The organism is Nocardioides lianchengensis, assembly GCF_900101465.1.
In the GTDB taxonomy this organism is placed as follows: Bacteria; Actinomycetota; Actinomycetes; order Propionibacteriales; family Nocardioidaceae; genus Nocardioides; species Nocardioides lianchengensis.
Genome location: NZ_FMZM01000008.1, coordinates 244,737 through 264,111 on the forward strand (window position 1 = coordinate 244,737; position 19,375 = coordinate 264,111).

At 73.3% G+C, this 19,375-nt stretch carries 23 protein-coding genes; 10 read left to right on the top strand and 13 right to left on the bottom strand.

All coding sequences use genetic code 11. The features are described from left to right. Position 1 precedes the first annotated feature (1 nt). Genes BLT76_RS16115 through BLT76_RS16135 form a run of 5 tightly spaced genes read right to left on the bottom strand, consistent with a single transcriptional unit; the run spans position 2 to position 5,165 of the window. Positions 2-1,384 (bottom strand): NAD(P)/FAD-dependent oxidoreductase, encoded by a 1,383-nt coding sequence (locus BLT76_RS16115; protein ID WP_090858254.1) that lies wholly within the window; start codon positions 1,382-1,384, stop codon positions 2-4. Then, positions 1,381-2,361: an ABC transporter ATP-binding protein gene (locus tag BLT76_RS16120; RefSeq protein ID WP_090858257.1), complete on the bottom strand. Its 981-nt coding sequence runs from the start codon at positions 2,359-2,361 to the stop codon at positions 1,381-1,383. The genes BLT76_RS16115 and BLT76_RS16120 overlap by 4 nt, the downstream gene beginning before the upstream one ends. After that, entirely contained in the window at positions 2,358-3,146 is a 789-nt protein-coding gene (locus tag BLT76_RS16125) for an ABC transporter permease (protein ID WP_211753009.1), read from the bottom strand. Before BLT76_RS16125 ends, BLT76_RS16120 begins: the two co-directional genes overlap by 4 nt. After that, the gene (locus BLT76_RS16130) at positions 3,139-4,044 is read right to left on the bottom strand and encodes an ABC transporter permease (RefSeq protein WP_090858260.1); all 906 of its coding nucleotides are present in this window, start codon (positions 4,042-4,044) and stop codon (positions 3,139-3,141) included. Before BLT76_RS16130 ends, BLT76_RS16125 begins: the two co-directional genes overlap by 8 nt. Then, complete coding sequence (locus BLT76_RS16135) at positions 4,044-5,165, bottom strand: polyamine ABC transporter substrate-binding protein (RefSeq protein WP_090858263.1); 1,122 nt, start codon at positions 5,163-5,165, stop codon at positions 4,044-4,046. Before BLT76_RS16135 ends, BLT76_RS16130 begins: the two co-directional genes overlap by 1 nt. 203 nt (positions 5,166-5,368) lie before the next feature. Between BLT76_RS16135 and BLT76_RS16140 the strand changes: the two genes are divergently transcribed. The 4 genes from BLT76_RS16140 to BLT76_RS16155 are packed head-to-tail and all read left to right on the top strand — an operon-like array spanning position 5,369 to position 9,486. Continuing rightward, positions 5,369-6,001 carry a TetR/AcrR family transcriptional regulator gene (locus BLT76_RS16140; RefSeq protein WP_090858267.1) on the top strand — a complete coding sequence of 211 codons (633 nt, stop codon included), beginning with the start codon at positions 5,369-5,371 and terminating at the stop codon, positions 5,999-6,001. Continuing rightward, entirely contained in the window at positions 5,998-7,308 is a 1,311-nt protein-coding gene (locus tag BLT76_RS16145; protein ID WP_090858272.1) for a glycosyltransferase, read from the top strand. The genes BLT76_RS16140 and BLT76_RS16145 overlap by 4 nt, the downstream gene beginning before the upstream one ends. 7 nt (positions 7,309-7,315) lie before the next feature. Further along, complete coding sequence (locus BLT76_RS16150; protein ID WP_090858275.1) at positions 7,316-8,530, top strand: phosphotransferase; 1,215 nt, start codon at positions 7,316-7,318, stop codon at positions 8,528-8,530. Next, complete coding sequence (locus BLT76_RS16155) at positions 8,527-9,486, top strand: SIS domain-containing protein (protein WP_090858278.1); 960 nt, start codon at positions 8,527-8,529, stop codon at positions 9,484-9,486. Before BLT76_RS16150 ends, BLT76_RS16155 begins: the two co-directional genes overlap by 4 nt. Here BLT76_RS16155 and BLT76_RS16160 read toward each other — a convergent pair whose 3' ends face one another. The 4 genes from BLT76_RS16160 to BLT76_RS16175 are packed head-to-tail and all read right to left on the bottom strand — an operon-like array spanning position 9,487 to position 11,517. Continuing rightward, the gene (locus tag BLT76_RS16160) at positions 9,487-9,972 is read right to left on the bottom strand and encodes a GNAT family N-acetyltransferase (RefSeq protein ID WP_090858281.1); all 486 of its coding nucleotides are present in this window, start codon (positions 9,970-9,972) and stop codon (positions 9,487-9,489) included. Beyond that, positions 9,969-10,463: a DinB family protein gene (locus BLT76_RS16165; protein WP_090858284.1), complete on the bottom strand. Its 495-nt coding sequence runs from the start codon at positions 10,461-10,463 to the stop codon at positions 9,969-9,971. Before BLT76_RS16165 ends, BLT76_RS16160 begins: the two co-directional genes overlap by 4 nt. Further along, on the bottom strand, positions 10,460-11,212 hold the full coding sequence (locus tag BLT76_RS16170) for a VOC family protein (RefSeq protein WP_090858287.1): 753 nt from the start codon (positions 11,210-11,212) through the stop codon (positions 10,460-10,462). Before BLT76_RS16170 ends, BLT76_RS16165 begins: the two co-directional genes overlap by 4 nt. After that, the gene (locus BLT76_RS16175) at positions 11,209-11,517 is read right to left on the bottom strand and encodes a hypothetical protein (protein ID WP_139175579.1); all 309 of its coding nucleotides are present in this window, start codon (positions 11,515-11,517) and stop codon (positions 11,209-11,211) included. Before BLT76_RS16175 ends, BLT76_RS16170 begins: the two co-directional genes overlap by 4 nt. Positions 11,518-11,716: 199 nt before the next feature. Here BLT76_RS16175 and BLT76_RS16180 point away from each other — a divergent pair, with 199 nt between their 5' ends. Next, entirely contained in the window at positions 11,717-12,667 is a 951-nt protein-coding gene (locus BLT76_RS16180; protein ID WP_139175583.1) for a tetratricopeptide repeat protein, read from the top strand. A 14-nt stretch (positions 12,668-12,681) separates the two neighbouring features. Here the strand turns inward: BLT76_RS16180 and BLT76_RS16185 are convergent, their stop codons facing one another. After that, entirely contained in the window at positions 12,682-13,995 is a 1,314-nt protein-coding gene (locus BLT76_RS16185) for a hypothetical protein (protein ID WP_090858296.1), read from the bottom strand. Positions 13,996-14,385: 390 nt separating this feature from the next. On the opposite strand from BLT76_RS16185, the gene BLT76_RS16190 reads away from it, so the two are divergent. Beyond that, complete coding sequence (locus BLT76_RS16190) at positions 14,386-15,354, top strand: MsnO8 family LLM class oxidoreductase (protein ID WP_090858299.1); 969 nt, start codon at positions 14,386-14,388, stop codon at positions 15,352-15,354. Here the strand turns inward: BLT76_RS16190 and BLT76_RS16195 are convergent, their stop codons facing one another. Further along, entirely contained in the window at positions 15,355-15,540 is a 186-nt protein-coding gene (locus BLT76_RS16195) for a hypothetical protein (protein ID WP_090858303.1), read from the bottom strand. 113 nt (positions 15,541-15,653) lie between these two features. On the opposite strand from BLT76_RS16195, the gene BLT76_RS16200 reads away from it, so the two are divergent. Further along, entirely contained in the window at positions 15,654-15,878 is a 225-nt protein-coding gene (locus BLT76_RS16200) for a hypothetical protein (RefSeq protein WP_090858305.1), read from the top strand. 14 nt (positions 15,879-15,892) lie between these two features. Here the strand turns inward: BLT76_RS16200 and BLT76_RS16205 are convergent, their stop codons facing one another. Then, complete coding sequence (locus tag BLT76_RS16205; protein ID WP_170867093.1) at positions 15,893-16,522, bottom strand: IMPACT family protein; 630 nt, start codon at positions 16,520-16,522, stop codon at positions 15,893-15,895. After that, positions 16,519-17,298 (bottom strand): TSUP family transporter, encoded by a 780-nt coding sequence (locus BLT76_RS16210; protein ID WP_090858307.1) that lies wholly within the window; start codon positions 17,296-17,298, stop codon positions 16,519-16,521. Before BLT76_RS16210 ends, BLT76_RS16205 begins: the two co-directional genes overlap by 4 nt. A gap of 134 nt (positions 17,299-17,432) precedes the next feature. On the opposite strand from BLT76_RS16210, the gene BLT76_RS16215 reads away from it, so the two are divergent. The 3 genes from BLT76_RS16215 to BLT76_RS16225 are packed head-to-tail and all read left to right on the top strand — an operon-like array spanning position 17,433 to position 19,369. Beyond that, a complete protein-coding gene (locus tag BLT76_RS16215) occupies positions 17,433-18,044 on the top strand; it encodes a hypothetical protein (protein ID WP_090858309.1) in 612 nt (203 codons plus the stop codon). 25 nt (positions 18,045-18,069) lie between these two features. Next, positions 18,070-18,930: a cobalamin-binding protein gene (locus BLT76_RS16220; RefSeq protein WP_090858311.1), complete on the top strand. Its 861-nt coding sequence runs from the start codon at positions 18,070-18,072 to the stop codon at positions 18,928-18,930. A 10-nt stretch (positions 18,931-18,940) separates the two neighbouring features. Beyond that, on the top strand, positions 18,941-19,369 hold the full coding sequence (locus tag BLT76_RS16225) for a DUF2695 domain-containing protein (protein ID WP_090858314.1): 429 nt from the start codon (positions 18,941-18,943) through the stop codon (positions 19,367-19,369). The last annotated feature ends 6 nt before the right edge of the window (positions 19,370-19,375 follow it).

Sequence of the window (19,375 nt, forward strand, 5' to 3'; positions counted from 1 at the left end):
CTTAGCTGTTGAAGCCGACGCCGAAGCGGTCCATGGTCCGCAGCAGCGCGCCGCGGCGGCCGGTGCGGTCCTCGCGGGCCAGCGCGGCGCGGGTGGTCTGGACGGCGGCCCAGCGCACGGGCTCGGGCGGGAAGGGGACGGGACGCCGCTGCACCAGGCTGACCGCGGTCCGCTCGGTCTCGCGGCCGGCCAGCAGGTCCAGCGCGACCCGGGCGCCGAAGCGCGACGACGCCACGCCGAGGCCGGTGTAGCCGACGGCGTACGCCACGCGGCCGGCGTACGCCGTGCCGAAGACGGGCGTGAACCGCGACGTGGTGTCGATGATCCCGGCCCAGCGGTGCGTCATCCGGACGTCGCGGAGCTGCGGGAAGGTGGCGTAGAACTGCTCGGCCAGCAGCTGGTGCGACCTCTCCCGCTGCTCGCGGCCGGCCTGGGTGCCGTTGCCGTAGTAGTAGACGGCGTCGTAGCCGCCCCACAGGATCCGGTCGTCGGCCGTGCGCCGGTAGTAGTGGAACTGGTTGCCCGCGTCGGTCAGCCCCTGCCCGTCGGCCCAGCCGATCGCGTCGAGCTGGCCGGTGGTCAGCGGCTCGGTGGCCAGGACGTGGTCCCAGACCGGCAGCACGTAGGCGCGGATCCGGCGCAGCAGCGGCGGGAACGCGTTGGTCGCCAGCACCACCTGCCGGGCCCGGACGACGCCGTGCTCGGTGCGTACGGCGACCCGGTCGCCGTCGCGCTCCAGCGAGCGGACCGGCGACTCCTCGTGCAGCGTGGCTCCGCGCCTCAGCGCGACGTCGCGGAGCCCGGTGGTCAGCCCCCACGGGTCGACCAGGCCACCGCCGGCGGTCCGGACCCCCGCGAGGTACGACGGCGAGTGGACGTCGGCCCGCACCTCCTCGGCGCTCAGGTAGGTGGACCTCTCGCCGTGCTGCAGGTTGAGCTCGTGCGCGGCCCGCAGCGCCTCGACCTCGTGCGGCCGGGTGGCGATGGCGGTCTTGCCGCACAGCCGCAGGTCGGCGTCGATCTTCTCGCGGTCGACGAAGTCGTCGATCTCGGCGACGTTGGCCCGGCCCAGCCGGAGCAGCTCGGGCAGCTCGGCCGGCCAGGTGGCGATCCCGTGGGCGAGCCCGTGGGTCAGCGACTCGGACAGGAAGCCGCCGTTGCGGCCGGACGCGCCGGACGCGACGTGCGAGGCCTCCAGGACGACGACGTCCCGGTCCGGATCCTCCTCCAGCGCGTGGATCGCCGCCCACAGGCCGGTGAGGCCGGCGCCGACCACGACCAGGTCGGCCGTGCGCTCCCCGGACAGCGGCTCGCTGACCGCGCCGGTGTCCCGGCCCTCCCACCACACGGGCAGCGGGCGGGCGCTCGCGAGCAGGTCGGTCATGCGAGGCCCTCGCCGACGGCGACCTCGTGCTGCCAGGCCAGCCCGACGGGCGTCCCGCGGACCGCCTCGGTGGCGCCGTGCTCGGTCACCAGGAACGGCTTGGCCTGACCGGGTACGTCGACCGCGACGGTCGACGTACCGCCCTGGAACTGGGTGTCCGCGACGGTCCCGTCGAGCCGGCCCGCGCCGGGCGCGACCAGCCGGACGTCCTCCGGGCGGACCACCAGGTGCTGGCCGGCGGACGGGCCGGGCAGCAGGTTGCTGGTGCCGATGAAGTCGGCGACGAACAGGTTCGCCGGGTTCCGGTAGAGCTCCAGCGGGGTGGCGACCTGCTGGACCCGGCCCCCGGCGAGGACGGCGATCCGGTCGGCCATCGACATCGCCTCCTCCTGGTCGTGGGTGACCACGACGAAGGTGATGCCGACCTCGTGCTGGAGCCGCTTGAGCTCCAGCTGCATCTCGGCGCGGACCTTGCGGTCCAGGGCGGACAGCGGCTCGTCGAGCAGCAGCAGCCGGGGCCGCTTGACGATGGCCCGGGCCAGGGCGACCCGCTGGCGCTGGCCGCCGGACAGCTGCGCCGGGCGCCGCTTGGCCATCGCGGTCAGGCCGACCGTCTCCAGGACCTCGTCGACGCGCTGGGCGATCTCGGCCTTCGGCAGCTTCTCGCGCTTCAGGCCGTAGCCGATGTTGGCGGCCACCGAGAGGTGCGGGAAGAGCGCGTAGGACTGGAACATCAGGTTGACCGGGCGCTTGTTCGGCGGCAGCGCGAGCAGGTCCGAGCCGCCGAGCAGGACGGCTCCGCCATCGGGGTGCTCGAATCCGGCGATCGAGCGCAGCAGCGTGGTCTTGCCGCAGCCGGACGGGCCGAGCAGCGCGAAGAACTCGTTCTCGGCGATGGTCAGCGAGACGCCGTCGAGGGCGCGGACGTCGCCGAAGGACCGGCTGACCTGCTGGACTTCGAGCAGCGGAGCGTTCATGACTTCTCCTTCGGGCGGATCGCGCGGGCCGCGACGACCACGACGAGGACGCTGATCACGACCAGCACGGTCGCGAGGGCGTTGATCTCGGGGGTGACGCCGGTGCGCACCATCGCGTAGACGGTGATCGGCAGGGTCTGGGTGGTCGGGCCGGCGGTGAAGTAGGCGATCACGAACTCGTCGAGCGAGAGCGTGAAGACCAGCAGCGCACCGGCGATCACCGCCGGGGCGATCGAGGGCAGGGTGACCAGCACGAACGTCGAGAAGGCACCGGCGCCCAGGTCGCGCGAGGCCTCCTCCAGCGCGGCGTCGGAGCCGGCCAGCCGGGACCGCACGACCGCGACGACGAAGGCGGTGCCGAACGCGGCGTGGGCCAGCAGCACGGTGAGCGCGCTCTTGGGGATCCCGGCGGCGTAGAAGAACGCGAGCAGACCGATGGCCAGCACCAGGTCGGGCAGGATCGCGGGCGCCATCGCGGCCGCCTCCAGCATCTTCGACCGGGTGTGCCGGGCCAGCCCGACCGCGAGCAGGGTGCCGAGGACGGTGGCGATGACCGTGGCGCCGGCGGCGATGCCCAGGGAGGTCACCACGGCCGAGATCAGGTCGCTGTCGCGCGCCAGCTCGCCGTACCAGCGGAAGCTGAAGCCGCCCCAGGAGTACGCCGAGCCGCCGCCGTTGAACGACATCGCGACCAGCACCAGGATCGGCACGTAGAGGAACGCACCGCACAGGACGAGCGGCAGCCACAGCCAGCCGAGCCCCTGGCGGGCCCCGGCCCTAGCCACGGGCCGGGCCTTCCACGCGACGGGTGACCCAGGCCTGGCCGAGGAAGAGCAGCACCAGCAGGACGACCACGATCATCGCCAGCACCGAGCCGAACGGCCAGTCCTGCGCCTTGAGGAACTGGTCGCGGATCAGGTTGCCGACCATCACCGTCTTGCCGCCGCCGAGGAGCTCGGGGACCACGAAGTTCCCGAGGCTCGGGACGAAGACCAGGATCGAGCCGGTGACCACGCCGGGCATGGTCAGCGGCAGCTGCACACCGAGGAAGGTGCGGACCCGGCCGGCACCGAGGTCGGCGGAGGCCTCCAGCAGGTCCTCGTCCACCTTCTCGATGGCGGCGTAGAGCGGCAGGATCATCAGCGGCAGGTAGGAGTAGACGAGCCCGACGACGACCGCACCCGGCGTGTAGAGCAGCGTGAACCGGTCGTCGGTGACGCCGATCCCGACCAGCAGGTCGTTGAGCAGGCCCTGGCTGTTGAGCAGCACGATCCAGGCGTAGACCCGGATCAGGAAGTTGGTCCAGAACGGCACCACGACCAGCACCAGCGCGACCGTGCGCCACCGCGGCGGCAGCTTGGCGATCGCGTACGCCGTCGGGTAGCCGATGAGCAGTGCGAGCAGGGTGGCCACGAAGGCCAGGCCGAGCGACTCGCGGAACACCTCCAGGTAGACCGAGTCGGTGACCCGGCTGAAGTTGTCGAGGCTCAGCTCCCACTCGACGCCGCCGAAGCGGCCGCGGCGCGCGAACATGTAGCCGGTCACGAGCAGGACCGGCGCCGCCACGAGGGCGGCGTAGAACAGCAGGCCGGGGCCCAGCAGCACGGCGGGCTCGACGCCGCGGCGCAGCCGGGCCCCCAGGCTGGGTCGAGCCAGCCCGCCGTGCTGCTTGGTGGAGGTCATCAGGACGCCGTGACCTCGGTGATGATCTGGTTGTAGAGCGCGGCCGCGTCGTCACCGACGTCGGTCATGTTCTCGCCCGACAGCATCTCCTCGCGGCGGGTGCCGAGGGTCTCGTACTGCTCCTTCAGCTCGGCGGGCACCAGCTCCAGCGCGGCCTCGTTCGGGATGTTGTAGAGGATGTTCTCCTCCACCCAGGCGTGCGTCTCGGCGTCGAGGATGGTGTCGATGAAGGCGTACGCCGCCTCCTTGTTCTTCGAGGACTTCAGCACCGCGATGCCGTCGGTCCACAGGTCCGAGCCCTCCTCGGGGACGACGAACTTGATGTTCTCGTCCTCGCCGGTGCCGTAGTTGCACCAGCCGTCCCAGGCCTCGGTCATGGTGGCCTCGCCGCTGATCAGCCGCTCGTAGAACGTCGAGTCGTCGTAGGCCAGCAGGTTGGGCTTGGCCGCGACCATCAGCTCCTTGGCCTCGGCCAGCTCGTCCTCGTCGGTGGTGTTGACCGAGTAGCCGAGCGCCTTGAGCGCGGGCAGCATGGCCCAGCGCTCGGTGCCCATCATCGTGACCTTGCCCTTGTTGGCGTCCGTGGGCTCGAGCAGGTCGCGCCAGCTGGTCGGCGCCTCGTCGACGAGGTCGGCGCGGTAGCAGATGCCGGTCGTGCCCCAGGTGTACGGCGCCCAGTAGGTCGCGCCGTCGACCTCGGCCGTGTCGGTGGCCGCCGACTCCAGGTTGCCCCAGTTGTCGAGGAGGTCGGTGTCGAGCGGCTCGATCAGGCCGGCCTTGGAGAGCGCCTCCAGGTAGGGCTGCGACCCGAAGACCACGTCGAGGCCCTCGCCACCGGAGCCGGTCACCTTGGCGACCATGTCCTCGTTGGTGGCGTGCGAGGTGATCTTCACCGTCGCGCCGGTCTTCTCCTTGACCCGCTCGGCGATGTCCTCGGGCATGTAGGCCTCCCAGTTGGAGACCACGATCGTCTGCTTGCTCAGGTCGGCGTCGGGGTCGAGCGCTGCGGGCTCGGCCGACGAGCCGTCGTCCCCGCCGCAGGCGGCGAGGACGAGGGTCAGGGCGGTCCCGAGAACGGCGGCCGTCGCGATGCGACGCGGCCGGCGGTTGATGGTGGACATGGCTCTCTCCGATGTGATCGGACCCCTCACGGGTCGCCTTAGGCCGGAAACCTTGCACGCGCATTCAGGAAATGCAATGGCTGAAACACAGACGTTTCATGCCGATCTGGACCATTCACTGAAGGGGGGTTCAATTTCTTTGCCTTGGCTGGCAGAGTGCCGCCCACGCCCGATCGACCCCCGAGATGACGTGAGGAACGCCCATGGCCGTCGGCCGCAAGCAGCGCCGCGAGAACCTGCTCGCCGCCGCCCGGCGCGCGGTCGCGGAGCACGGGGCCGACGTACGCCTCAAGGACGTCGCGGACGTCGCCGGCCTGACCTCCGGGGCGATCCTCTACCACTTCCCCGACGTCCAGACGCTGCTCGTCGAGGCCAACCGGGCCGGCATGGAGCGCTTCTACGACGAGCGGCTGCGGGCGGTCAGCGGGCCGATGACCCCGGACCGCAAGCTGGTCGTCACCATCGCCTCCGGCCTGCCGCTCGACTCCGACGACGAGGAGGTCCGGCTCTTCTGCGAGCTCGGGGGCGCGGCCGGTCGCTACCCGCGCTACGCCGCGATGCTGACCTCGCTCTACGACCGCCAGGTGGCGATGTACCAGGTGATCCTGGAGGACGGCGCCGCCTCGGGCGTCTTCACCCTGGCCCAGCCCTCGCTGACCGTGGCCCGCAACATCGTCGCCCTCGAGGACGCCTACGGCTACCGGATGGTGGCCCACCACCCGACCATCGACCAGGTCGTGGCGACCCGCCTGATCCTCGACTACGCCCGGCTGGCCACCGGCCACGCGCTCGACCAGCCCGACCCGTCCACCCTCGACGCAGGAGCCCTCGCATGACGCAGCTGACCGTGCTCTTCCTCCCCGAGTCCGCCTACGGGCCGACCAACCAGTGCATCGGGCTGGGCGACCTGCTCCTCAAGCGCGGGCACCGGGTGGTCTTCGCCAGCGAGTCGTCCTGGGCCGGCAGGCTCGCCCCGCTGGGCTTCGAGGAGCGGCTGGTCGACCTCGCTGCCCCCGACCCCGACGCCGGCGAGGAGGACGCGGGTCAGTTCTGGACCGACTTCATCGCCGAGACCGCGCCCGAGTTCCGCAAGAGCACCGCCGAGCAGCTCGAGACCTTCGTGCAGCCGACGTACCAGGCGCTCATCGACGGGGCGAGGTACGCCGAGCCGGCCCTGAAGGCGATCCTCGCGGAGGTGCGGCCGGACGTCGTGGTCGAGGACAACGTGGTGATCTTCCCGGCCCTGACCACCAGCGGCGCGCCGTTCGTCCGGATCGTCTCCTGCAACCCGCTCGAGGTGCCCGGCCCCGGCGTCGCCCCCGGCCTGTCCGGCCTGGCCCAGGCCGATCCGGCCTCCTGGACGCCGTTCCGCGAGGAGCTCGAGCGCACCCACCGGGAGACGTGGGAGTCGTTCAACGCCTGGGTCGTCGAGCAGGGTGGGGCACCCCTGCCCGACCTGGAGTTCATGCCGCGCGACAACGCAGCCAACCTCTACGTCTTCCCGGAGGAGGCCGACTACCTCGCCGACCGGCCGCTCGACGGCTCGTGGACCCGGATGGACTCCAGCGTCCGTCTCACCGACGAGGAGTACGACGTCCCCGCGGCCGTCGCCGACCGCCCCGAGGGCAGCGCGCTGATCTACCTGTCGCTCGGCTCGCTGGGCGGCGCCGACGTCGCGCTGATGCAGCGGCTGGTCGACGTGCTCGGGACGACCCCGCACCGGTTCATCGTCAGCAAGGGCCCCCAGGCCGACCGGATCGCGCTGGCCGACAACATGGTCGGCGAGCAGACCCTGCCGCAGACCAAGGTCATCCCGCAGGTCGACCTGGTGATCACCCACGGCGGCAACAACACGACGACCGAGGCGCTGCACTTCGGCAAGCCGATGATCGTGCTGCCGCTCTTCTGGGACCAGTACGACAACGCGCAGCGGGTCGACGAGCTCGGCCTCGGCATCCGGCTGGCGACGTACGCCTTCACCGACGAGGAGCTGACCGGTGCCGTCGAGAAGATCCTCGCCGACACCGACCTGCGGGCCTCGGTCGCCGCGCTCGGCGAGCGGATCCGAGCCCGCGACGGCCTGAAGGTCGGCGCCGACGTCATCGAGCGGGTCGGCCTCGACCACGTCGCGTCACGGGCCTGACGCGCGCGTGATCGTCCTCGACCGGCTGACGCTCGCGCCGGGTCTGGTGCTGCTCGTCGTCGACGACGGCGACGGCCTGCCCCGACCGGTGCCGTGGCTGGTCGACGGGGACCGGCGCGCCACCAGCGGGGAGGGCGCGGCCACCGCGCTGGTCGCCCTGCTCGGCGGCGGCAGCCGCGCGCTCGGACCGTTCCGGGTCACCACCTGGCATCACGAGACCGTCGCCGGCGAGCGCTCCTTCGGCGTCGACCAGACCAACGAGTCGGTCGTCGTCGGCGAGAAGGCCGTGGTCAAGTGGCTCCGCGCCGCCGAGCCCGGACCACATCCCGCGCCGAGCGTCCTCGACGCCCTCCAGCGGCACCGCTTCGACGGCATGCCGACGCCCTGGGGGCTGCTCGAGTGGTCCGCTCCCGGGGACGCGGCGCCCCGGCTTCTGGCCACCGTCGACAGCCTGCTCTCCGGCGCCGTCGACGGCTGGACCTGGACGGTCGGCGACCTGCGCTCCGCCGTCCTCGACGAGTCGTACGACGGCGTCCGCGAGACCGGTCGCCGGCTCGGCGACCTGGTCGGCCGGATGCACGCGGCCCTGGCCGAGGACGGGGTCTCCGCCGCCACCGCGGACGACCTCGCCGCCTGGGAGGCCGGCGCCGATCGCGACCTCGAGCAGGCCCTCGCCGCCACCACCGGCGACACCCACGACCTGCTGGCCCGGCGCGCCGTCGCGCTCCGGGCCGAGACCCGGGCCCCCGCCCACGCGCTCGGGACGCCGCTGATCCGCGTGCACGGCGACCTGCACGTCGGCCAGGTGCTGCGCCGGGGCACCGGCGCGGACGCGACGTACGTCGTCACCGACTTCGACGGCAACCCGGTGGTCCCCACGGCCGAGCGGCTGCTCCCCCAGCCGCCGGCCCTCGACGTCGCCGGGCTCGCGCAGTCGATCAAGCACGCGGCCCTGGTGCTGCGCCGCCACGAGCCGCACCACGACCTCGCCACGGTCACCGCCGCCGCGGAGGCGGCCGAGGACGCGTTCCTGACGTCGTACGCCGTGACCGTCGCGACCGCCGGGCACCCGCGGCTGGTCCAGCCCGCGCTCGTGCGCGCCTTCCGGCTGCGCCAGGTGTGCCGCGAGTTCAGCTATGCCGCCGCGCATCTGCCGCGGTGGTTCTACGTCCCCGAGGCGGCGCTCCCCGCGCTGCTGCCCCTCCCGGAGGAGAAGCCGTGAAGCCCGCCGAGTTCCTGGCCGACCTGCAACGCAAGCCCGAGGCCCTGCAGCACCTCGCCGAGGGGCTGCGCGCCGCCGACCCCTGGGCCGGGCTGGGCTTCCTGCCCGAGCGGGTCGTGCTGGTCGGCATGGGCTCCTCGACGTACGCCGCGGGCGTCGCCGCCGCCCGGATGCGGGCCCGCGGCCTGGTGGCGGTGGCCGAGCTGGCCAGCAGCGACCTGCTCCCCGCGTGGGGCGCCGGCACCCTCGTGGTCGCGATCTCGGCGACCGGCGGCTCGAAGGAGACCCTCGACGCCCTCGGGCGGGTGCACCCCGACGCGACCGTCGTCGCGCTGACCAACACCCCCGGGTCGACGATCACCCAGCGGGCCTCCTGGACCGTCGACCTCGAGGCCGGACCGGAGCCGGGCGGGGTCGCCTGCCGCTCCTTCCAGCACACCCTCGCGCTGCTGCTCGCCCTGGAGGCGCACCTGCTCGGCGAGCCGGTGGACGCCGTCGCGGACACCGTGAGCGCCGCCGCGGAGGCGTCGTCGTACCTGCTGTCGACCTGGGGCGACTGGGGTCCGACCGTCACCGGCCTGCTCGACGGCCCGGCCGGCGCGCACGTCGTCGCCCCGGCCCGACGGCTGTCCTCGGCGCAGCAGTCCGCGCTGATGCTGCGCGAGGGCCCCCGCCGGGCAGCGGTCGCCTGCGAGGCGGGCGACTGGGCGCACGTGGACGTCTACCTCACCAAGAACACCGACTACCGGCTGCTCTCGTACGCCGGCTCCGCGTGGGACGACGGCATCCTGGAGTGGACGCTGCCGCGCTCGACCACCGTCGTGTCGGTCGGCGGCGAGCTGGAGGGATCGTCGTACACGCTGCGCTACCCGGGCGACACCGACGACGACGTCCGGCTGCTCAGCGAGGTGCTGGTGGCCGAGCTGGTCTCCGCGCACCTGTGGCTGGCGGGCTGATCACAGCCGCAGGTGCATGACGTGCAGGCCGACGTACCCGTGCGCGGCTGAGCGGAACGCCTCGGGGACGGTGCCGACGATCGCGAACCCGAGGTCGGTCCAGAGCCGGACGGCGGCGGTGTTGGTCTCGACGACGGCGTTGAACTGGATCGCGCGGTAGCCCTGCTCGCGGTGCCAGGCGATCACGTGCTCGCCGAGCGCCCGACCCACCCCGCGTCCGCGGGCCTCCGGGGCGACCATGAACGACGCGGTGCCGACGTGGTCGCCGCGGCCGGGGCGGTTCGGGCCCATCTTGGCGCTGCCGAGGACGACGCCGCCCTCCTCCGCGACCACCGTCGCGCCGGGTGGCTGCTCCAGCCACCAGCCACGTCCCGTCTCGACGGTCAGGTCGAGCGGGAAGGCGTAGGACTCCCCCGCCTGGACCGTCGCCCGGAAGAACGGCCAGATCGCCGGCCAGTCGTCGGCCGCAGCCGCGCGGATCCTCACCCGACCTGGCCGTCGATCGACTCCCGGATCAGGTCGGCGTGCCCGTTGTGCCGCGCGTACTCCTCGATCAGGTGCACCAGGATCCAGCGCAGGTTGGCCCGGGTCTGGGCGTGGTGGTTCGGGGTGACCGCGAGGTCGTCGAGGCGCGCGGCGGCGTACACGCGGTCGGCTGCGGCGCGCTCCGCGTCGTAGAGCGCCCAGAGCTGGTCGGGGGTGTCGTCCTTCGCGCTGTGCCAGTCCCAGTCGCCGTCGGCCCGCCAGTCGACGCTCGCCCACGGCTCGCCGGGCTCCTGGCCCAGGAAGACGCCGACGCTCCACCAGTTCTCGACGTAGGCGAGGTGCTTGACCATCCCGCCGAGGGTCAGCGGGGACGGCGGGTGCGGCGTGTCGAGCTGCTCGGCGGTGAGGCCGCTGCACTTCTGGCGGAGGACGTCGCGGTGGTGGTCGAGGAAGTGGAGGAGGGTGGCGCGCTCGTCGCCGGACTGGGTCATCCGGTGACTCTCGTGCCCGGGTCCCGGTCGGTCAAGCAGTATTCCGGGCCGGCGGGCGGCCGCAGCACCGTCCACTCGTCGTGCACTGCGAGCACCTCCGCCCCGAGCGCGACGTGCCGGGCGGTCTCGGCGGCCCGGTCGGTGCACGCCAGGTCGACGTGCCCGGTGACGGCCGGCTGGGGATCGTCGAGGCGCTGGAGCAGGATCCGCACCGCCATCGCGGGCGGGCGGAGCAGGTGGACGAACTCGCGTCCGCCGATCCGCGCCGACCAGCCGGTCAGCCGCCGCCAGAACTCCAGCTCGGCCTCCCAGAGGTCCGGTGGCACGTCGAGGCAGACCTGGTCGACCGACGAGCGATGGCCCCGTCCGGTGGGGCCCCCGGGCCAGGACGCCGGCGCGGCGCGGACCGCCGCCCGCTCGGTCACGAAGCAGAACCCGAAGCCCCCGGGCGACGACAGCACGGCGTACCCGTGGTCGGCCACGAGCCGCGCCCCCAGCCCGACCGCGTCCTCGACCGCCGGCGCCACCGCCGGGACGTGCAGGTCGAGGTGGACCCCCGACGGGCCCGCCTCCAGGCGCTGCACCTTCAGGTGCACGTCCGCACCGGGCGGGAGGTACGACGCGAACTCGCCGTGATCGCCGCGCGGCTTCGACAGGCCGTGCCCGGTCACGCCGCGCCAGTGCTGCACCGCGGCCGTGTGGTCCTCGGGGGTGAGGTCGAGGAACGCCGTGAGCCAGGTCGGGGTCACGGGGCCGCTCCGCCCGTCACGAGCGCCAGGGCGTAAACGAACCAGGCGGCCGCCACGAAGACGAAGGTCACCCCCAGGCCGGTCAGCACCCCGACTCCCCACGAGCGAGACGCCCGCGGCACAGCCAGCACCAGGCCGACGGCCAGGACGACCAGCGCGGCGTACCCGACCGGCCGGTCGGCCGCGTCGCTCTGCGGGTAGACGACCTCGTAGGCGATGGCGAGGGCCAGAAGGCAGACCACGCCGGTGATCACGGCCGTCATCATGACCGTGCTGCGCGAGCTCCGTGCCGTGGTCGACTCCACGCCCACAACCTAGTGCGCGGAGCGGCAGATCCTCCGGCCCGTTCTGCTCCCGGCTCTGGGATCATGAGGGGTGAAGACGCTTGGTGCGCGTGCCGCTGCCGAGCTGTGGCCTGTCGACGCTGAGCCCGCCTGCTTCGGCGGGGATCGGGGATCGGCTCGCGGCGTACCAGCGGGGGCTCAGGGCAGGCAGACTTCGCGCATGCTCACCTCCGGACCCGACGGACCGCCCGCACGCACCCCGCAGGAGGTGTGGGCCGAGTGGACCGCCGCCACCGAGGCGGAGGACGTCGCGGTCGCCGACCGCTGCGCCGCCGAGCTGACGGAGGTCGCCCCCGACTCGTACTTCGCCTGGTTCGAGGCGGGCATGCACGCCAAGGCGCGCCGGGACTGGGCGCTGAGCGCCAGCCGGAACGAGCGCGCGATGCCGCTCTTCGGCGAGGCCGAGGCGGCCGAGCTCGGCAACGGCGACGCCGACCCGGCGGCGTGGAACCTCGGCATCGCCGCCACCGCGCTGGGTGACTGGGAGCGGGCGCGACGAGCGTGGACGGCGTACGGCGTCGCGGGGCTGGACGGCGGCGCGGAGCCGATCGACGTGGACTTCGGGGCGGTCCCGATCCGGGTCAACCCCGACCAACCGAGCCTGTCGCTCCAGGTCCTGCCCGAGCACGGCACGACCGAGGTGATCTGGTGCTGGCGTCGCAGCCCCGCCCACGCGGTCGTCGCCAGCGTCCCGCTCCCGGAGTCGGGGCACCGCTTCCGCGACGTACTGCTCCACGACGGCCAGCCGACCGGGACCCGGCAGCTCGGGAACCAGGAGGTACCCGTGTTCAACGAGCTGGAGCGCCTGCACGACTCGGGACTGCCGACCTGGCAGGCCGAGGTGGAGGGCACCACCCCCGAGGACGTCCGGGCCCTGAGCGACCTGGCCGGGCGACGCGGGCTCGGGGTCGACGACTGGTCGGCGATGCGCTTCCTCTGTGTCGCCTGCTCCCACGGCTCGCCGGGTCCCGGTCACTCCCACGCCCCCGCCCCCACCGCGACCACCCGTCTCGGCCTCGCCGGACACGCGCCCGACCTCTCGGCGTGCCTGCAGGAGTGGACGTCCACCCGATCGGGCGTGTCCGTGCTGACCCTCGACCTGCTCTGGTAGCGATCCGGGCGCGCTCAGGCGGGGTGGGTGCCGGTGGGGTCGACGCGGCGCTTGACGCCGTGGGGTGTGGTCCACTCGAACGTCGTCCGGTCGAGCTGTTCGACGGTGTAGCCGGCGTGGGTCTTGGCCCGGTGGTGCCTGCGGGTCAATGGCGCGGCGGCGTGGTCACCGGTCTGTCCGGGTGGTCCACCCGAGTCTGGGTCCAGGTATGGCGTCGGATGGTCCAGATCGACCCGCCTCGTGACGGACGTGGAGTGCGGGAACGCGTCGGCCGGAATCAGGATCGCGGTCCGCTCCCGGACGATGGTGGGGTGCTCGTACCGGTCCACGGCGATGGTCTCCGACAGATCCAGCACGGGTCGCAGCGTCACGTTCGCGTGGGCCAGGAGGAGTCGGACCTGGTCCAGGACCAGGGGCCCCAGCTCCTCCACGCGGGCGACACCGACGCCGGTGTCGAGGGCGGCCTGGTGGAAGTGGACGTGCAGCACCGCCGAAGGCTTCCGCCGCTTGCTGGCCTGTTCGTCGTCGTGCTGGTCGAGCAGATGGAGGAGTGCGGCGAGGTCGTGGGGGCGGGCCAGCCAGCCCAGCGCGATGGCGCGGAGCTCGGCCTTGGTGACGTCCTCGGGCAGGTCGGGGTGGTGCAGCGCCCGGAGGTCGGCGTCATCGTGGAGGAGGTCGGCGACCCGGTCGATGGTGGCGTCGACCCAGACGGCGTCGCCGGCTTCGAGGCGGGCGAACAGCATCCTTAGTCCGGTGTCGTCGGTCGGGGACAGCACGACGGTGCGGGTGCGGCCTTGTTCTTCGATGCGGGCAATGTGGGCGGCGGTGTCGGCTTCGATGATCTTGGCCTCGACGATGCGGAACACCCGCCCGGGCGCACACCCGCCGATCGCCCGGGCTACGGCCTCATCCACCAGCGCGACCTGGGCGTGGGTCAGCTTGCGGGTCATGGACGCGACCCGACACGCCACCCACACCTCGCAGGCGAGGGTCTGGACGATGGCCCACGTTTGGGGGAGGCGGTGGCGCAGGTCGAGGGCGTCGGCCATCACCGAGCGGGTGGAGAGGAGGTGGGTGTGGCGGGCGATGGCGAGCTCGCCGAGGCAGAGGTCTTGGACGTAGGGGGTGCCGTCGCCGCCGAGGTCGATGAGCTGGTCCCCGCCATACCGGACCGGGATCGCGCCGGGCTTGTGTTGGGGGTCGTCGCCGTGAAGATCGGCCCAGGCCAGGACGAGATCGAGGTCTTCGAGGGCGGCGGCGCGGCGAGTACGCACGGACGTCTCGGCGGCCGCCAGCACGGTGGCGGGGTCGTGGACGTCGATGCTCATGGAGTCATTCTAGTTCGAACAGGTGTGCGAATCTAGGAACTTTATGGATCTGCGGAGAGAGTTCTCGGGGTCGGTTGCGGAGGAGGCGAGTGGGGGCCAGGTGGGCCCGTCTCCCTACCGTCCGCGAGATCCCTACGGACGGTAGGGAGGGAGCGGCCTGCAGCCCGGCCGCCGACGGTGGCCACCCGCGGACCTGACCCCGGTAGCCAGCCAAACAACGACGACCCGGACAGACCTTCAGCCCACGACCGACAAGTCGGCGGGGGTCAACGGGGGCTCTCGGGCTGCGGGGGTTTCGACACGGTCGCTAGCGCGACCTGCTCAACCAACGGGGGGTGCGACCACGACGCGGCAGGGAAGGCGGCGGCACGTCGCGGTGTTGGGACGGATGTGAGGCTCTCCCTGCTCGACCGGTCCCGCACCCGCGCCGGCACCCCCGACGCCGAGGCCCTGGCCGCGACCGTCGACCGGGCGGTGCGCGCGGAGGAGGCGGGCTACAAGCGGTTCTGGGTCGCCGAGCACCACGCGGTGCCCGGCATCGCGTCGGGCACGCCCGCGGTGCTGCTGGCCGCGATCGCCGGTCGTACGACGACGATCCGGATCGGCTCCGGGGGCGTGATGCTCCCGCTGCACCAGCCGCTCGTCGTCGCCGAGCAGTTCCTCGTGCTCGATGCCCTGCACCCCGGGCGGGTGGACCTCGGCCTGGGCCGCTCGGTCGGCTTCACCGAGCCGGTACGGCGGGCGCTGCGCAGCGGCCCGGAGGCCGCGGACTCGTTCGAGGCGGACCTGGCGGAGCTGCGCGGCTACCTCGACGGCACCGCTGAGGTCACCGCCCGCCCGGCGGCGCGAGGGCCGATCCCGCTGCACCTGCTGGCCACCGGCCGCGGCATCGAGGTGGCGGCTCGGCTCGGTCTGCCGGTGGTGGTCGGCGGGCCGGTCCTGGACTCCGAGGAGCTTCCCGCCGCGCTCGCGTCGTACCGCCGCGACTTCCGACCGCACGGCGACGGCTCGCCCTGGGTGACGGTCTCGCTGGACGTCCTCGTCGCCGACGACGACGCGACCGCCCGCGAGCTCGCGCTGCCGGAGGCCTGGGCGATGGCCCGGTCGCGGCAGACCGGCGAGTTCCCGCCGCTGGAGTCCGAGGCGACAATCCGCGCCACCCCCTGGCCCGCCCAGGTACGACGCCGGGTCGAGACCGCCCTGGACCGCGCCGTGGCCGGCAGCCCGGCGACCGTACGGCGCCGCCTGGACCGGCTCGTCGAGCGCACCGGGGCCGACGAGGTCATGTCCAGCGCCTCGACCTACGACCGGGACGCCCTGCTCGCCTCGGACCGGCTGCTCCGCGACATCGTGGCCTGATCAGCCGCGACGGAGCGCCCGGACGTAGAGCCAGATCGCCACCAGCGCCGCCCCCGTCAGGCCCGCGGCGACGAAGACCTCGACGAGCCCGGTGTCGGCCGTGGCGACGTAGGCGACCCCCACCACCGCCGCGCCGACGACGACGGTCACGCAGCTCACCACGAACCGGTGCTGCATCCCGTTCATGCGCCGACGATATCCACCCACCGCTCCCCCGCGGCGACGTCGAAGCCGGCGCACGGCGTCGCCGTGGTCTGCACCAGCGTGCGGCGGGCGCACTCGCTCCCTAGGCTGGAGCCATGCAGCAGTCAGGTCGCACCCTCACCACCATCGCGGGCGCGCTCGTCGCGTTGGGGATGCTCGCCTACGCCGTCGGGGTCGCGATCAGCGACCCGCTCTCGACCGGACTCGGCTCCCTCGTCCTGTTCTCCTGCGCGTCGGCCGCCCTCCCGCTCCTCGCCGTCGGCGGCGCGATGTGGGCGATCGGCGCGCGTCAGGCGAGCGCGCCCGTCCGCCCCTCCTGACCCGGACCGGCGGGTCAGCCGCCGTCCACCCACCGCTCCCCCGCGGCGACGGTCTCGCCGCGCCCCGAGGTCAGCTCGGCGACGAGGGCGTGCAGCCGCGCCTCACCGTCGGGCGGTACGCCGAGCCGCAGCGTCGCGCGGGCGTCGTACGACGTGTCGAGCACGCGGACGCCGCGCGTCCGGAGCTCGGTCTCGATCCGGCCCGCGTCGGCGTGGTCGACCTCGAGGAGGTGCTCGCGCAGGAGCGAGCGACGCAGCGTGCCGGCGGCGTCGAGGCCGGCGCGGACCGCGTCGCCGTACGCCCGGACCAGGCCGCCGGCGCCCAGAAGGGTGCCGCCGAACCAGCGGGTGACGACCGCGACCGTGTCGCTGACCCCGGCGCCGCGGAGCACCTGGAGCATCGGGGCGCCCGCCGTACCGGCCGGCTCGCCATCGTCGCTGGAGCGCTCGACCGGCACCGGGGGCGGCCCCACGACGAGGGCGGTGCAGTGGTGCCGCGCGTCCCAGTGCGCGGTCCTCGACCGCTCGACGACCGCCCGCGCGGCGGCCTCGTCCGGCACCCGCACCACGGTGGCCAGGAACCGCGACCGCTTGACCTCGATCTCGGCCTCGGCGTCCCGGGCGAGCGTGAGGTAGCTGCTCACCAGACGCCCACGACGTCGCCGCCGATCCGCACCACGAACGCGGCGACGACGGCGATGAAGAAGATCCGGACGAACCGCGAGCCGCGCGAGACCGCCACCCGGACACCGAGGTAGCCGCCGACCAGGTTGCAGACCCCCAGCACCAGCCCGGTCTTCCACAGCACCGCACCCTGCGGGACGAAGAGCAGCAGCGCGCCGAGGTTGGTCGCCCAGTTGGCCAGCTTGGCCTTCGCGGACGCCTCCAGGAACCCGTAGCCGAGCAGCCCGACGAGGGCGAAGACGAAGAAGCTGCCGGTGCCGGGGCCGAGGGCGCCGTCGTAGAAGCCGATGGCCGCACCCACCACCATCGCGGCGGCCAGGTGGGTGCTGCCGGCGTACCGCAGCGCGGTGGCCTCGCCGAGGCTCGGCTTGAGCAGGACGTAGGCACCGACGAGCACCAGCACCACCAGCACGATCGGCTCGAAGGCCTCGCGCGGGATCTGGCTGGCCACCAGCGCGCCGGCGAACGACCCCACCAGCGCGAGCAGCATCAGCGGCAGGAACGTGTGCGGGTCGGGGCGGACCCGGCGGTAGTACGTCGCCGAGCTGACCGTCGTGCCGCAGATGCTGGCGAGCTTGTTGGTGGCCAGGATCTGCACCGGGCTCGCGTGCGGCAGCCCGACCAGCAACGCCGGCAGCTGGACCAGCCCGCCCCCGCCGACGACAGCGTCCACGAACCCCGCCGTGACCGCCGCCAGACCGAGGAGCGCCAGCACGGTCAGGGTCGGGTCCTCCACGCGGCCGATTGTCCGCGCCCGCCCGGGCCACGGGCGAATCCCGAGACATCCCGGGACCGCAGGTATGCCGTCCGCCCGGTTGGGTAGGAAGTTCCCGCCCAGCACCTCTCTACAGAACCGGAGAAAACCTCACCATGACTCGTTGGCTGTCCCGCGCGGTCGTTGCGCTCGCCGTCCCCGTTCTCGCCGTCCCGGCCCTCACCACGCCCGCGCACGCCGCCAAGGCGCCGAAGGTCCCGGCGGTCGCGCAGGTCGCGAAGATCTACCCGCACCTCGCCGGCGGCACCGCCTCGACCTCCACCTCGTCGGTGAAGTCGATCAAGAAGTGCAAGTCCGGCAAGGCCATCAAGGGCGCCACCTCGGCGTCGGCGGCCTACTCGCCCGCCCAGTACGCGACCCCCACCGCCGCTGCGCCGCTGGTCTACGTCTCGGCGCTGAAGTTCCGCAACACCAAGGCCGCCGTGAAGTACCTGCGGAGCGCCTCGAAGGCCACCAAGTGCCCGGTGGACGTCGGCGGGACCAAGGTGAAGGTCAAGGTCAAGAAGCTGAAGGTCCGGCTCGGCGACCAGAGCTGGGGCTACACGGTGACCGCGACGATCTCCGGCCAGAAGTTCGTCAGCCAGTCGGTGGTGGCCCGCAAGGGCAAGAAGATCATCACCACCGGCGTCAGCGCCACGGACGGCGGGACGCCGTCGGCCAAGAAGGCCGTCAAGCTGGCCAAGCTGACCCTGAAGACCGCGCGCTGACCCAGCCCCTGGGTACCGTCGCGGGGTGCGCATCGTCTCGCTGCTCCCCTCGACCACCGAGATCCTCTTCGCGCTCGGCGCGGGAGAGGACGTCGTCGGAGTGACCTTCGAGTGCGACACCCCCGACGAGGCGCGCGAGCGCCGGATCGTCTCCACCTCGTCGATGCCGGCGGGCCTCACGCCCGCCGGCATCGACGCGTACGTCGCCGCCGCGCTCGGACGGGGCGAGGACCTCTACCGCCTCGAGCAGGACGCGTTGCGCGATCTCGAGCCGACGCACGTCGTCACCCAGGACCTGTGCGCGGTCTGCGCGGTCGACGTCGACACCGTCGCGGACGCGCTGCAGCACCTCGGCTCGAACGCCAGCGTGCTGACCTACGACCCGCACACGGTCGACGAGGTGCTCGCCTCCGTGATCTCCCTCGGCTCTGCGCTCGGCCGCACCGGACCGGCCGTCGCGCTGGTCGACTCCCTGCGCGCGCGGCTGGACGCCGTGGCCGCGCGGGTCGCCGACCGGCCGCGGCCTCGGGTCGTCGTACTGGAGTGGACCGACCCGCCGTACGCGCCCGGCCACTGGATCCCCGAGATGGTCGCGCTCGCCGGCGGCGACCCGGTCCTGGGTACGGCGGGCGAGAAGTCCGTCCGGACGACCTGGGACGACGTGCACGCCGCCCGGCCCGACCTCGTCGTGGTCGCGCCCTGCGGCTACGACCGGGCCGGCGCCCAGGAGCAGGCGGAGACGGTCCGCCCCCTGCTGCCCGCCGGCGTCGCCGTGCACGCCGTGGACGCCGACGGCTGCTGGGCTCGCCCCGGGCCGCGCATCGTGGACGGGGTCGAGGAGCTGGCCGGGGTGCTCGACGAGCTGGCTGTCGGTGACCCCGGCTAGAACGGTGGCCATGTCCATCGCCGACGAGACCGAGCAGTTCCTGCGGGCCCTGTCCGAGCCCGACGCCGACCCGCGACCACGCGAGTGCCTGGTCTGCTACGTCGCGCGCCGACTGCGCGTGCGCGCGTGCGACCACCGGCGGCTGTGGACGCTGCGCTTCCGCGACCTGCGCTCCCCGCGGGCGACGTCGCTGGAGCACCGGCTGTGGACCCAGGGGGTCCGCTGCGACTGCGACCTGTTCCACCGCAACGGCTTCCGCGTGACCAGCGGACCACTCGTGCGCGACCTGCTCGGCACCCGCCCGGCCGGGCACGACGAGCAGCCGGCCTGCGACGGGGTGCACCGCACCTCCACCCGGCCGTGCGCGCTGTGGGAGAAGCGGCCGCGGTGGGACCCGTGGCCGCCGCCCGAGGAGGACGACACCGCGCCGCCGTTCTGAGGCGGC

Excerpts from the sequence above, each read along its gene's own strand:
- BLT76_RS16115 (WP_090858254.1), bottom strand. The coding sequence starts at position 1,384 with ATGACCGACCTGCTCGCGAGCGCCCGCCCGCTGCCCGTGTGGTGGGAG.
- BLT76_RS16120 (WP_090858257.1), bottom strand. The coding sequence starts at position 2,361 with ATGAACGCTCCGCTGCTCGAAGTCCAGCAGGTCAGCCGGTCCTTCGGC.
- BLT76_RS16130 (WP_090858260.1), bottom strand. The coding sequence starts at position 4,044 with ATGACCTCCACCAAGCAGCACGGCGGGCTGGCTCGACCCAGCCTGGGG.
- BLT76_RS16135 (WP_090858263.1), bottom strand. The coding sequence starts at position 5,165 with ATGTCCACCATCAACCGCCGGCCGCGTCGCATCGCGACGGCCGCCGTT.
- BLT76_RS16140 (WP_090858267.1), top strand. The coding sequence starts at position 5,369 with ATGGCCGTCGGCCGCAAGCAGCGCCGCGAGAACCTGCTCGCCGCCGCC.
- BLT76_RS16145 (WP_090858272.1), top strand. The coding sequence starts at position 5,998 with ATGACGCAGCTGACCGTGCTCTTCCTCCCCGAGTCCGCCTACGGGCCG.
- BLT76_RS16165 (WP_090858284.1), bottom strand. The coding sequence starts at position 10,463 with ATGACCCAGTCCGGCGACGAGCGCGCCACCCTCCTCCACTTCCTCGAC.
- BLT76_RS16180 (WP_139175583.1), top strand. The coding sequence starts at position 11,717 with ATGCTCACCTCCGGACCCGACGGACCGCCCGCACGCACCCCGCAGGAG.
- BLT76_RS16185 (WP_090858296.1), bottom strand. The coding sequence starts at position 13,995 with ATGAGCATCGACGTCCACGACCCCGCCACCGTGCTGGCGGCCGCCGAG.
- BLT76_RS16195 (WP_090858303.1), bottom strand. The coding sequence starts at position 15,540 with ATGAACGGGATGCAGCACCGGTTCGTGGTGAGCTGCGTGACCGTCGTC.
- BLT76_RS16200 (WP_090858305.1), top strand. The coding sequence starts at position 15,654 with ATGCAGCAGTCAGGTCGCACCCTCACCACCATCGCGGGCGCGCTCGTC.
- BLT76_RS16215 (WP_090858309.1), top strand. The coding sequence starts at position 17,433 with ATGACTCGTTGGCTGTCCCGCGCGGTCGTTGCGCTCGCCGTCCCCGTT.
- BLT76_RS16225 (WP_090858314.1), top strand. The coding sequence starts at position 18,941 with ATGTCCATCGCCGACGAGACCGAGCAGTTCCTGCGGGCCCTGTCCGAG.